This is a genomic window from Saccharopolyspora gregorii, from assembly GCF_024734405.1.
GTDB lineage: Bacteria > Actinomycetota > Actinomycetes > Mycobacteriales > Pseudonocardiaceae > Saccharopolyspora_C > Saccharopolyspora_C gregorii.
The window spans coordinates 868,352-880,156 of the sequence record NZ_CP059556.1; the positions used below are offsets into that span (position 1 = coordinate 868,352).

Genomic DNA, 11,805 nt, shown 5'->3' on the forward strand with positions numbered 1-11,805 from the left:
TTCGTGCTGCTCAGCAAGGAGCTTCCGGAGCAGGGGCCGCGGTGCGGGCCGGGTGCCGCGGTGCTGTCGGAGGGTTTCCCTCGGATGGGGACCGCTACCGCTCCGCGGGCTCCGGCAGCTCGTCCGGGACGAACCCCACCGGTTCCGCCAGCCGGGCCAGCGCGTCTCCGGCGGGGGTGCGCGCCGCGGCCCGCCGGTGCTTGCGGGCGAGGCGCATCAGCTCCAGGTGCTCGGCGTCCGAATCCGGTGCCTCGCCCGGTTCCTCCGCCCGGCCCAGTTCGCGCAGCAGCACCACCGGACCGTCCGGGTCGCGGTCCACGGCGAGCACCGCGAACCGGGCCCCGGCCGGGAACACCACCTCCCCGGTGGTGTCGCCCAGCGGCGTCGTGCGGCGCGCGTCCTGCGACCAGAGCATCACCTGCGCGTGGCCCTCGGCGCGCACCGGTTCGGTGCCCGCGCTGAGGAAACCCGCCTCGGACACCGGCATCCCCGGCTCGTAGACGTCCAGCGCGTCCAGCTCCAGCAGCCGGTGCACCGGGCCGCCGTGCACCGGCAGCCTGCGCAGCCCGGACATGAGGCACACCGCGTGGTCGCCGAACTCGTCCCGCCCCGCGCCGCGCAGCGCGCGGTTCACCGACACGGCGCCGAAAGCGCCGTCGCCGAGGTAGAGCCGGACGGCCACGAGGTCGGCTTCCGGCTCCGGCTCCACGACGTCGGTGGCGGCGGCGAGCGCGGCGCGCACCTGCGCCAGCCCGGCCTCGAAGTCGGTGCCCGCCCGCTGGGCGAAGGCGGTGCGCTGCTGATCGCTGCTGCGCCGCTCGGCCAGGAACTGCGGCAGCGCCGGGATCGGCACCAGCGCCGAGCGCTCACCGGACGCGGTGCGGCGCGGCGGCAAGCGCAGCGCCGCCACCGACAGCCGCATGGTGCGGTCCGCCGGGGCGACCGCCGGTTCCGCCGCCGCGTTCGGTTCCGGCGGCTGCACCTGCGCGGCGCTGATGGTGGCGAGCTGGGTGACCCGCACCGGTTCGGGCCGTTCCGCGCGCTTCGCGGCGGCCGCGGACAGCCGCGCCTTGCGCTGCCGGGATTGCAGGGACAGGGGTGAGGCCCCCGGCTGCCGCTTCGGCAGCGCCGCCGGGGCGGCGAGCTGCGTCATCGGCACCTCGGCGGACATCCGGGGGACGTCCTGCGCGGAGTCGGCGCGCACCGCCACCGGGAACCCGGCGTCGGCCGGGAGCAGGCCGGTGAGCGGAATCCTCCTGGTGGCCAAGGACGTCATCGGTGCCGGGGACTCGTCTTCGGTGCCGGGACCGTCCGACGTGCTCGGTGCGGCGGCGGCCGATCCGGTCGGCGGGCCGTCCGCGCCGTCCGGAGCCGCGCCGCCCGGAGCGGCGGGAGCCGTCCCCGCGGGCGGGGCGGTGCTCGCAGCGGACGGCCCGTCCGCGGAGTCCTGCGGGGTTTCCGCCGCGGGCGCGTCCTCCGCCGCGGGCGCCACCGGTTCGTCGGAGGCGGCCACCGGCGACGGACCGTTCGGCACGGGACCGCCTGGCACGGGACCGCCTGGCACGGGACCGCCTGGCACGGGACCGCCTGGCACGGGACCGCCTGGCACCGGACCGCCTGGCACCGGACCGCCTGGCACCGGACCGCCTGGCACCGGACCGGCCGACGCAGGACCACCCGACGCAGGACCGCCCGACACCGGACGGCCCGACGCCGCACCGGGCGACGCTGGACCGGCCGATGCCGGATCGACTGACACCACACCGGGCGACACCGCACCACCCGACACCGGTTCGTCCGGAACCGGATCTCCCAGCCCCGCCGCCGCGGGCAGCACCGCCGGGAACCGCAGCCGGTCGGCCAGCGGCCCGGCCGCGCCGCGCAGCTGCTCGCGCATCGACTCCGACGCGATCCCCTGCACCAGCAGCCGCGCCCGCACCCGCTGCTCGGCGTCCAGCCCGGCCAGCAAGCGGTTCAGCGCGGCAGGCATCCCCTCCGGCAGTGGCGTGCACGGCCAGCCCAGCACCACGGTCAGCCGGTCCGGTTCGAACGTGAGCCGGTCGGCGGCACCGGGCACGCCCGCCCGCGGCGCGGGCAGCAGCGCGACGCCCGCGGGCACCACCTTCGCGATCACCTCGTGCGGGGTGGGGTGCGGATCGGTCATCCCGCCCCAGCGGAACACCAGCGGCCCGGCGGGCACCCAGCCGCGCGGCGGCGCCCCGGCCAGCACCGGTTCCACCCGGCCGTCGGGGGAGTACCGCAGCAGCGCGGCGAGGGGCAGCCAGCTCGGCCCGCCCCGCTGGTCCGGGACGAGGGTGAACTCGGCGTGGACCCCGTGGCGGATCAGCCCGGTGGCGGACACGACGTCGTGCCCGAGCAGCGCCGCGAGCTTGCCGAGCCACTGCGGGGAGGCCGGTTCCGGGTGCGCGGGCACCAGCTGGATCCGCTCCCGCACCGCGTGCGGGAACCGCCGGAGCAGCGCCGCCACCTGGTGCGGTGCGATGGCGGGGCCCTGCGGCCCGCCGAGCACGATGCGCGGGTGCTCCGCGGACACCGCGACCGCGTGCCACACCTCGTCGGCGGTGGTCTCCGCGGTCGCCGAGGCCGCCAAGCCCGCCGGGACCGGTTCCGCGTGCAGCCCGCCGTCGTGCACCGCGCCGCGCGGCAGCAGCGCCTCCCACGGCGGCTGCGGGTAGCGCGCGCTGTGCAGTTCGCCCGCACCCCCGCCGGCCGGGAACCGCACCCAGCCGTGGTGGTCGGCGCCGGTGAAGATCGAGCCGCCCGCGACGAAGGTGACCGGGCCGTCCGGGGCGTACACCTCGACGGCGAACTCGCGCGCCAGCTTCTGCGCGGTGGACCGGCCCCGGCCGTCGAGCCTGCCCGCCCCGGAGATCGCCAGCCACAGCCGCGGCGGGCCGGTGCCCGCGTCCTTGGCACGGGCCGCGGCGGTGGTGACCGCCGTCCGGCTGGCGTGGCGCAGCGCGGCGCGGAATCCGCTCGCGCGCACGGCTTCGGCCGCGGCCAGCACGAGGCCGTCGCCGGGCGCCACGGGCACGGCACCGAACACGCGCTGCTCGGCCTCATCGCCGCCGGAGGAGTGCAGGATGAGCACCGTCGAGCCCTGCGGCCGGACGATCAGATCGCGGACCCGGACGGGTTCGACTTCCGGTTCTGACATCGACCTGCTCTCGTCGTGCGCGCTCGGAGGTCCCACCGGTCGGCACTCGCCGGGGATCGGGAGGATCCACCCGTGGTGCGGCCGCGGTCGGGACGCCGTGCGCGGGGTTCGGTGGGGCAGGGCGGTCGCCGCGCGGCGGCCGCGTGCGCACCATGATCGCATCCGCCGCGCTCGGTGTCGCCGGTCACTCGGAACCCGGTGCGGGCGGGGCGCGCCGACGCCGATCGGGAGCAGATCGGGGCCGCGGGATCAGGCGATGTGCTCGGTGCTCCCGGGCTCGCAGCCGCAGTCCGCGGGGCGGTCGCGCTCCTGCACGACCCGCCCGTCCTGCAGGGCGATGACCCGGTCCGCGTGGGCGGCGGTGGCCGGGTCGGCGGAGAACAGCACGAGGGGCAACCCGAACTCCGCGCAGCGCCGGCGCAGCAGCCGCAGGTGGTGCCTGCCAGTGATCGCGTCGAGCCCGGCGGTCGGGTCGTCGACCAGCAGCAGGTCGGCCCGTTGCAGCACGGTGCGGGCCACCGCGACGCGCAGCTCCTCGGCGCGGGTCAGCGCCGGGGTGGCGCGGTCCAGCAGCTCCCGCACGTCCAGCAGGTCCAGCGCGCGCTGCAGCAGGTCCGGGTCCGCGCGCCTGCCCGCGGTGTCCAGCGGCAGCAGCAGGTTGTCGGCCACGTCGAGCTGGGGCAGCAGGTTCGCCTGCCGGTAGACCACGCCGATCCGGGTGCGGCGGAACTCGGTGCGGGCGGCCTCGTCGAGCGCGGTCAGCTCGGTGCCCGCGATCCGCACGGTGCCGCGGGTGGGCCGTTCCAGCCCGGCCAGGCAGCGCAGCAGCACGCTCTTGCCGGAGCCCGCGGGGCCGACCACGGCGGTGCAGCGTCCGGGTGCGGCCCGGAGGGTCACGTCGTGCAGCGCGGGTCGGCGGGCCGTCCCGAACTCCTTGCTGATCCCGTCGGCGATCACCGCGCCGCCGGTCATCGGGCATGTCGCGGACACGGGGTCCTCCTCCTCGTCGTGGGCGCGCCCGGCTTCGGCCGCGGCGTGCGCCCACCGTCGTCGACCGCGGGAGCCGGGCGGATCAGCACATCGGCCAGGAGCCCTCCTACCGGAGGATGAGATCGGGCGCGCCTCCCTCCTCCGAGACGTCCGGGGAGCGGTCGGGTTGCGCGGGCCGGGTCCGCCGGGCGCGGGGGCGGATGCGCGAACGGCCGCGGTCGTCCGCTGCGTGGAGCGGGCGACCGCGGCCGCGTGGTTCGTCAGCCGCCGGGCCGGGCCGGGTCAGGCGGAGGCGGCCAACCAGGTGGAACGCCCCGCGTGGGTGGGTACCCAGCAGCCTTTCGCGGAGGCCCGGTCCTCCTCGGGGTCCTCCAGCGCCAGTGCCGCTTCGACCACTTCGTCCGCGGACCCGGTGGTCCGCCACAGCACGGTCTTCGGGAACAGGACGTCCGGCTCGTCGCCCGGGATGCGGGCGGCGTCGGCCTCGTCCTCGCCGTAGAGCTGCACGATGTCGATCACGCCGTGGTGCACCCGGATCCCGACGACGGCGATGAGGGTGCCGTTCGCGTCGCGGGGGTGCGCGAAGTGGAAGTCGCGGGCGATGAGTGCCTGCAAGCCGTCCGTTATGTCGTTCATGACGCCACCGAGGGTTCTGCGCGAGCGCTGGTCGATTGCGGGGGTCGGGGCGGGGGTCAGACGATCAGGTCGTCGAACTCGCCGTCCTTGGCACCTGACAGGAAGGCCGCGATCTCCTCCCTGGTGTAGATGAGCGCGGGCCCGTCGGGGTAGCGGGAGTTGCGGACGGCGATGTCTCCGTCGAGCAGGGAGGCCAGCTCCACGCAGTTGCCCACCGAGCCGCTGTGCGCGCTCTTGCGCCAGGACGCTTCGGGCAGGTTCCCTGCGATCATTCCGTTTCGGATCTCCGGCATCGAAGTTCCCAGCCTTTCCCCGAGTTGCTTGCAACGACCAGATGCACGTGCATCCGATCGTGCAAGGACCGTATCACTGAACGTTGGAATGATGTATGCACGTGCAGACGCACGGCCGCCCGGGTAGGTGACGCAGAGGTCCCTTGTGATCACGGAGCGTCGAACTATTGCGGCCACAATCGCAGATTAATCCTGCATATGGCTTCGTGCAGGATCAGGCATCGCGGGAGCCCGCGTAACAGATCGCAAAAAACTGTGAGGTAACTCACAGGAAGGGGAATGTGCGGGTCAGCTCGCGTTCCCGAGCGCCTTGCGCGCTGCTTGCAAGGTCTTGCGGGTCGCCTCCGGCGTGTGCGCATCGACCGCGAGCCGGTGGCTGACCTTGCTGTAGAGCTCCACGTCCTCCGGCTTGTCCAGGTACAGCGCGCCCGAGAGGTGCTCCAGGTAGACGATGTCCGGGATCTCCTGCTCGGCGAACCGCAGGATCGTGAACGCGCCCTCCGCCCCGGAGCGGCCCAGGTCGAACGGCAGCACCTGCAACGAGATCGTCGGCAGCTTGATCACTTCCAGCAGGTGGTCGATCTGCTCGCGCAGCACGTCCACGCCGCCGATCGGCCGGTGCAGCACCGACTCGTCGATCACCGCCCACAACCGCGGGGCGTTCGGCTGGGTGAACAGGCGCTGGCGGTGCATCCGCAGCCGAACCCGGCGCTCCACCTCTTCCTCCACTGCCTCCGGCCGCCCCTGGCTGGCGATGGCCCGCGCGTAGTCCTCGGTCTGCAGCAGGCCGGGCACGAACTGGATCTCGTAGGTCTGGATCCGCGACGCCGATTCCTCCAGCCCCACGTAGTCCTGGAACCAGGACGGGACGAGGTCGCTGTAGCGGTGCCACCAGCCGGGCTGGTTGGACTGGCGGACGAGTTCGAGGAAGGAGCTGCGCTCGCCCTCGTCGGACACCCCGTACAGGGTCAGCAGGTCGGCGACGTCGCGTTCCTTGAACCCGACCCGGCCGAGCTCCAGGCGGCTGATCTTGGACCCGGAACCGCGGATCTCGTACCCCGCGTCCTCGCGGGAGATGCCGCTGGCCTCGCGCAACCGGCGCAACTGGCTCCCCAGAACCAGGCGACGCGCGGTGGGGCCGCCACTCGCGGCACCATCCGTGGGCACGTCCAGACCTCCCGAATCACGCACGGTCGTTTCCATCGACACATCGTCGTACCAGCGGTACGCACCGTTACCCGGCATGGCAGTTTAGCCCATCTCACCGCACCGCCCGCGAAGGTTGTGAACCGTTCCAGCAGGTCGAACGCGCATGATCAACATCCCCGGTGAATCCCCAGTCACCCCAGCCGGAACAGTATCGGCGCACGATCGCGCCGAGCGCAATGCCCGATCGTCGGTACCGATCGCTACGCTCACCGGCGTGTTCACCGCCTCGACCGTCAACGTCAACGGATTGCGCGCCGCAGCGAAGAAGGGATTCGTCGAGTGGTTGTCCGGAACCACCGCCGACGTGATCTGCCTGCAGGAGACCCGCGCCGAACCGGATCAGCTGCCCGCCGCCGTCCTCGAACCTGACGGCTGGTTCCCGCTGCTCGCGCCCGCCGCAGCGAAGGGCCGCAGCGGTGTCGCGCTGTACTCGCGGGTCGAACCCGCCGCCTCCCGGATCGGTTTCGGCAGCGAAGAATTCGACGACAGCGGCCGTTACGCGGAGATCGAACTGCCCGGACTCGTCGTCGCCAGCCTCTACCTGCCCAGCGGTGAGGTCGGCACGGAACGCCAGGACGAGAAGGAGCGGTTCATGGCGGAATTCCTGCCGCACCTCGATTCGCTCCGCACCCGCGCGCGCGAAGACGGCCGCGAAGTCCTGGTGTGCGGGGATTGGAACATCGCACACCGCGAGGACGACCTGAAGAACTGGAAGGCCAACCGGAAATCCGCGGGATTCCTGCCGGAGGAAAGGGAATGGCTCAGCCGCGTCTTCGACGAACTCGGTTACGTCGACGTGTTCCGCGCCCGGAATCCCGAAGGCCCCGGTCCGTACTCGTGGTGGTCGTACCGCGGGAAGGCCTTCGACAACGATTCCGGCTGGCGCATCGACTACCAGGTCGCCACCCCGGGGCTCGCGGAACGGGCCACCAGCGCCGTCGTCGAGAAGGCGCCGTCGTACGACAAGCGCTGGAGCGACCACGCGCCGGTCACCGTCACCTACGACCTCTGATCGCGCGCACGGCGCAGCGATCGCCGTCGGCCTCCGGGCGGGCGGGACCCGTCCGGCCCGCCCGCGCCGCGCCCGCCCGCCGGAGCCGCCCGCGCCGACCACCGCCCACGGGCGCTCGGGCACCGCGGTGATCGGGAACTGCTCGTCTACGCTCGACGGCATGCCCGACACGCAGTACGAAGACCTGCTCCGCCACGTGCTCGACCACGGCACCCGCAAAGCGGACCGCACCGGCACCGGCACCCGGTCGATCTTCGGGCACCAGCTGCGCTACCGGCTCTCCGACGGCTTCCCGCTGATCACCACGAAGAAGGTGCACTTCCGCTCGGTCGCCCACGAGCTGCTGTGGTTCCTGCGCGGCGACCCGAACGCCACCTGGCTGCAGGAGCGCGGCGTGAAGATCTGGGACGAGTGGGCGGCGCCGGACGGCGACCTCGGCCCGATCTACGGCGTGCAGTGGCGGTCCTGGCCCACGCCGGACGGCGGGCACGTCGACCAGATCTCCGAAGTGCTGCGCACGCTGCGGGAGAACCCGGACTCCCGGCGGATCATCGTGTCCGCGTGGAACGTCGCCGACCTGCCGCGGATGGCGCTGCCGCCGTGCCACGCGTTCTTCCAGTTCTACGTCGCCGACGGCCTGCTCTCCTGCCAGCTGTACCAGCGCAGCGCGGACCTGTTCCTCGGCGTGCCGTTCAACATCGCCAGCTACGCGCTGCTGACCAGCATGATCGCCGAGCAGGTCGGGCTCGGCGTCGGCGACTTCGTGTGGACCGGCGGGGACTGCCACATCTACGACAACCACGAGGAGCAGGTCCGGACCCAGCTCGCGCGGGACGCGCGGCCGTTCCCGCGGCTGGAGCTGAAGCCGGCGGAGAGCCTGTTCGACTACACCTACGAGCACATCTCGATCGAGGGCTACGACCCGCACCCGGGCATCAAGGCGCCGGTGGCGGTGTGATCGGCCTCGTCTGGGCCCAGTCGACGACCGGTGTCATCGGCCGCGACGGCACCATGCCCTGGCACCTGCCGGAGGACCTGAAGCACTTCCGCACCACGACCGCGGGCGCGACCGTGCTGATGGGCCGGCGCACCTGGGAATCGCTGCCGCCGCGGTTCCGCCCGCTGCCGGGCCGCCGCAACCTGGTGCTCTCGCGCACCCCGCAGGACGGCGCGGAGACCTTCCCCGACCTGGCCGCGGCGCTCGCCGCGGCGGAGGGGGACGTGTGGGTGATCGGGGGTGCCGCGGTGTACCGGGCGGCGCTGCCGCTCGCGGACCGGATCGTGGTCACCGAGATCCGGGAGCGCTTCGACGGCGACACCGTCGCGCCCGACGTGGGCCGCCCGCCGGACTCGACCGGGGACTGGCAGGAGTCCAGCACGGGGCTGCACTACCGCTTCCTCACCTGGGGCTGACCGGAACGGCCGTTCACCCGGGCGGACCCGGCGGGCATGATCGGGTGGTGGACGACGAAGACCTGATCGCCGAGCGCACCCCGCTGCCCGACGCCATCGGCGGGCGGCTGCGGGAACAGCTGGTGTTCCTCGCCGAGGTGGACAAGCTCAAGACCGTGCTGCGCCAGTCCCCGCTGGCCGCGGCGGACCGCAGGGAGAACGACGCCGAGCACTCCTGGCACCTGGCGCTGATGGTGTCGGTGCTGGCCGAGCACTCCGACGAACCGATCGACGTCGGGCGCACCGTCGAACTCGTCGTGCTGCACGACCTGGTCGAGATCTACGCCGGGGACACCCCGCTCTACGACGACGCGGGCCGGGAGAGCCAGCAGGAGCGCGAGGAGGCCGCCGCCGACCGGCTGTTCGGCCTGCTGCCCGCCGACCAAGCGGCGCGCTTCCGCGGCCTGTGGGACGAGTTCGAGTCCCGCGGTTCACCGGAGGCGCGCTTCGCGAAGGCCGTGGACCGGGTGCAGCCGCTGCTGCTGAACTGGCTGGCGCGCGGCGGCACCTGGCGGACGCCCGGCGTCACCGCCGACACCGTGCGCGCCCGCAAGGCCGTGATCGGCAAAGCCTCCACTCCGCTGTGGACGATGGTGCAGGAGCTGATCGGCGAGGGCGAGCGCCGCGGCTGGGTCAGCCCGGGGGAGTGACGCCGAGCCCGGGCGCGCCCCGCGCGGAGCGCGCCCGGAACCCGTTCAGCGGACCGCGTCGAGCGCGTCGATGAGCCCCGCGCCGTAGAACCCGGCGCCGGTCGCACCGCCCGCGCACACCGCGTCCGGCTGCCCGTCGCCGTCCGGGTCGTAGCCCTCCGGGCACGGCAGCGCGTCGGCCTGCCCCGACAGCGCGCCGGTGACCTGCGGGGCGCTCCACTCCGGGTGGGTGGCGCGCAGCAGCGCGACCACGCCCGCCGCGTGCGGGGAGGCCATCGAGGTGCCCTGCATCCAGCCCCAGCCGCCGCCGGGAACGCTGGAGAGGATGCGGCCGTTCGCCGACGGCGTCTGCGGGATCTGCCGCGCGTCCCCGCCCGGCGCGGTCACCGCGACCGAACCGAGCCCGTAGTTCGAGAAGTACGACTTCACCGCGTCCGAACCCACCGAGGACACCGCGACCACGCCCGGCAGCTCACCGGGCAGCGCCGCGCAGTCGTGCCCGGCCCACCGGTCCTGCTGCGGCCCGCCGTTGTTCGGGCTGTCCGTGTCGTGGATCGGCTGCGACAGGTCCCAGCCGCTGTTGCCCGCCGCCGCGACCGTCACCACGTCGTGCCCCGCCGCGTAGGCCACGGCCCGGCGCACCGCTTCCGCGCCCGCGCGCTGGTCCGGGTCGCTCTCGCACCACAGGTACCAGGGGTCCACGAAGTAGGAGTTGTTCGTGACGTCGATGTCGTGCTCGGCGGCCCACAGGAACCCGCACACCGCGTACTCGGGGTAGATGAACCCGTCGTCGTCGATCACCCGCACCGAGGCGAGGCTCGTGTCCGGGGCGACGCCCGCCACGCCGACCCCGTTGCGGGCGGCGGCGATGGTGCCCGCCACGTGGGTGCCGTGCGCCTGGGTGTCGTCGGCCGGGGCCCACGCCTCGACCGCGGTGTCCGGGATGCCGTCGCGGGCGCAGCTCACCGACTTCGACAGGTCCAGGTTCGGCTTCAGGTCGGGGTGTTCCGGGTCGATGCCGTAGTCGAGGACGCCGACGGTGACGTCCGGGCTGCCGGTGGAGATCTCGTGCGCCCGGTCGGCCCCGATCAGCGGCAGGTCCCACTGGTCGGCTTCCAGCGGTTCCCGGTCCGCGGCGGCGGTGGCGGGTCCTGGCGCGGCGGTCCCCTCCAGCACCTCCAGCCGGGTGCTGGGGGCTGCGGGCGGCAGCTGCTCCGCCAGGTTCCGGCTGGCCCCCGCCTGGTCGACCGCGGGTTGCGCGCGCACGACGGCCGCGAACCCGGGGTCGGTGGAGGTGGCGAGCACGACGCCGATCTGCGGCCAGCTGTGCACGACGGAACCGCCGACGGCGCGCACCGAGTCCTCGGTCAGGCGCAGCCCGTCGCCGGTGGGGCCCAGCACCACGAAGTGGGCGGGCGTCGCCCCCGGCGCGGCGGTGGCGGCCGGGGCGACGCCGGTCGGGACGGCGGCGACGGCCGGGACCAGCAGGCTCAGCGCCAGCGCGGAACCCGCCAAGCGCAGGTGCTTCCCGCGCGGGCGCGGTGTCGATCGTTGTGGTGACACGTGTCCTCCCACGGCACTCTCGTACCGAGCGATCAGTGACTGATCGTCGGATGATCCGCCCACTCGGCGGACTTCGACAGGGCGAAAAGGAGCAATCCGGCGGGGGAACCGGGTGGTGGTCGGCGCCGGTCCGCGCGGGCTCCCGCCGGGTCGCCGATCCGGTGGCCGCCGCTAGGGCCGGACGAGTCAATGCCTTGCCAGTCTTGCCACTCGACCGAGTTATGGCACTCGTCACCGGCTCGGCCGCGCCTATTCGTTGCATCGTGCGAGTCCGAAGGCGCATACCGGCTGCGATCAGTGATAACGCTCGCTTCGGGTACCCGGTGCGGGACCGGTTCGGGGGGTAAATAGGATCTTTGCGTCGTGTCCGGTTTACGCAACGCGATCGTGGTGTTCACACACGATCGGTACGGTCCGCAACCGGGTTGAACGAGATCTGTGACCCGTACGGGTTAACCGTCAAGGGAGGCAACGCTCGTGCGTAGCCGATTTGCTCGCATGATCAAGCGGGTGCTGGTGCCGGCGCTGCTGCTGGCCACCGCGGTCCTGACCACCGCGCTCCTCGGCGCCGCCACGGCGCAGGCCGCGGGCAGCGGCCAGGTCCTCGCGCAGGGCACCGCCCTCGCGGGCGCCGCCACCCCGGTCGGCATCGCCGCCGTCGGCTTCGGCATCGTCGGCATGCTCGCCGGCGTCCTCCGCCGCAAGAAGATCGAGATCCAGCCGGAGAACCAGCGCAAGGGCTGACCGCACGCCCGGCGCGGCGCACCGGCCTCCACCGGGAAGCGCCACCCGGTCCCCCCGCCGCCGCGGACCTTGCGAGAA

Annotated in this window: 11 protein-coding genes; 5 read left to right on the forward strand and 6 right to left on the reverse strand. The window is 73.6% G+C overall.

Going from position 1 to position 11,805, the window contains the following annotated elements; all coding sequences use genetic code 11:
• Positions 1-94 precede the first annotated feature (94 nt).
• The 5 genes from H1226_RS03705 to H1226_RS03725 all read right to left on the reverse strand — a co-directional run bounded on the left by H1226_RS03705 (position 95) and on the right by H1226_RS03725 (position 6,300).
• Positions 95-3,178 carry a hypothetical protein gene (locus H1226_RS03705; protein WP_258346254.1) on the reverse strand — a complete coding sequence of 1,028 codons (3,084 nt, stop codon included), beginning with the start codon at positions 3,176-3,178 and terminating at the stop codon, positions 95-97.
• A 249-nt stretch (positions 3,179-3,427) separates the two neighbouring features.
• Positions 3,428-4,168: an ABC transporter ATP-binding protein gene (locus H1226_RS03710; RefSeq protein WP_258346267.1), complete on the reverse strand. Its 741-nt coding sequence runs from the start codon at positions 4,166-4,168 to the stop codon at positions 3,428-3,430.
• A gap of 282 nt (positions 4,169-4,450) precedes the next feature.
• Complete coding sequence (locus tag H1226_RS03715) at positions 4,451-4,804, reverse strand: hypothetical protein (protein ID WP_224955954.1); 354 nt, start codon at positions 4,802-4,804, stop codon at positions 4,451-4,453.
• Positions 4,805-4,860: 56 nt separating this feature from the next.
• Positions 4,861-5,076, reverse strand: coding sequence for a DUF397 domain-containing protein (locus H1226_RS03720; RefSeq protein ID WP_373690007.1), 216 nt, complete (start codon positions 5,074-5,076; stop codon positions 4,861-4,863).
• A 309-nt stretch (positions 5,077-5,385) separates the two neighbouring features.
• Entirely contained in the window at positions 5,386-6,300 is a 915-nt protein-coding gene (locus H1226_RS03725) for a helix-turn-helix domain-containing protein (RefSeq protein WP_373690008.1), read from the reverse strand.
• Positions 6,301-6,520: 220 nt separating this feature from the next.
• Here H1226_RS03725 and H1226_RS03730 point away from each other — a divergent pair, with 220 nt between their 5' ends.
• From H1226_RS03730 to H1226_RS03745, 4 genes are all read left to right on the forward strand, one after another.
• The gene (locus H1226_RS03730) at positions 6,521-7,318 is read left to right on the forward strand and encodes an exodeoxyribonuclease III (protein WP_258349329.1); all 798 of its coding nucleotides are present in this window, start codon (positions 6,521-6,523) and stop codon (positions 7,316-7,318) included.
• 160 nt (positions 7,319-7,478) lie between these two features.
• Positions 7,479-8,276, forward strand: a complete 798-nt coding sequence (locus tag H1226_RS03735) for a thymidylate synthase (protein ID WP_224965993.1) — start codon at positions 7,479-7,481, stop codon at positions 8,274-8,276.
• Positions 8,273-8,731: a dihydrofolate reductase gene (locus tag H1226_RS03740; RefSeq protein WP_258346277.1), complete on the forward strand. Its 459-nt coding sequence runs from the start codon at positions 8,273-8,275 to the stop codon at positions 8,729-8,731. Before H1226_RS03735 ends, H1226_RS03740 begins: the two co-directional genes overlap by 4 nt.
• A 47-nt stretch (positions 8,732-8,778) precedes the next feature.
• Positions 8,779-9,420, forward strand: a complete 642-nt coding sequence (locus H1226_RS03745) for an HD domain-containing protein (RefSeq protein ID WP_258346280.1) — start codon at positions 8,779-8,781, stop codon at positions 9,418-9,420.
• A gap of 45 nt (positions 9,421-9,465) precedes the next feature.
• Here H1226_RS03745 and H1226_RS03750 read toward each other — a convergent pair whose 3' ends face one another.
• Positions 9,466-10,983: a S8 family peptidase gene (locus H1226_RS03750; RefSeq protein ID WP_258346289.1), complete on the reverse strand. Its 1,518-nt coding sequence runs from the start codon at positions 10,981-10,983 to the stop codon at positions 9,466-9,468.
• A 498-nt stretch (positions 10,984-11,481) separates the two neighbouring features.
• Here H1226_RS03750 and H1226_RS03755 point away from each other — a divergent pair, with 498 nt between their 5' ends.
• Positions 11,482-11,727, forward strand: a complete 246-nt coding sequence (locus H1226_RS03755; protein WP_258346291.1) for a hypothetical protein — start codon at positions 11,482-11,484, stop codon at positions 11,725-11,727.
• The last annotated feature ends 78 nt before the right edge of the window (positions 11,728-11,805 follow it).

Excerpts from the sequence above, each read along its gene's own strand:
- H1226_RS03755 (WP_258346291.1), top strand. The coding sequence starts at position 11,482 with ATGATCAAGCGGGTGCTGGTGCCGGCGCTGCTGCTGGCCACCGCGGTC.
- H1226_RS03715 (WP_224955954.1), bottom strand. The coding sequence starts at position 4,804 with ATGAACGACATAACGGACGGCTTGCAGGCACTCATCGCCCGCGACTTC.
- H1226_RS03705 (WP_258346254.1), bottom strand. The coding sequence starts at position 3,178 with ATGTCAGAACCGGAAGTCGAACCCGTCCGGGTCCGCGATCTGATCGTC.
- H1226_RS03725 (WP_373690008.1), bottom strand. The coding sequence starts at position 6,300 with ATGGAAACGACCGTGCGTGATTCGGGAGGTCTGGACGTGCCCACGGAT.
- H1226_RS03735 (WP_224965993.1), top strand. The coding sequence starts at position 7,479 with ATGCCCGACACGCAGTACGAAGACCTGCTCCGCCACGTGCTCGACCAC.
- H1226_RS03720 (WP_373690007.1), bottom strand. The coding sequence starts at position 5,076 with ATGATCGCAGGGAACCTGCCCGAAGCGTCCTGGCGCAAGAGCGCGCAC.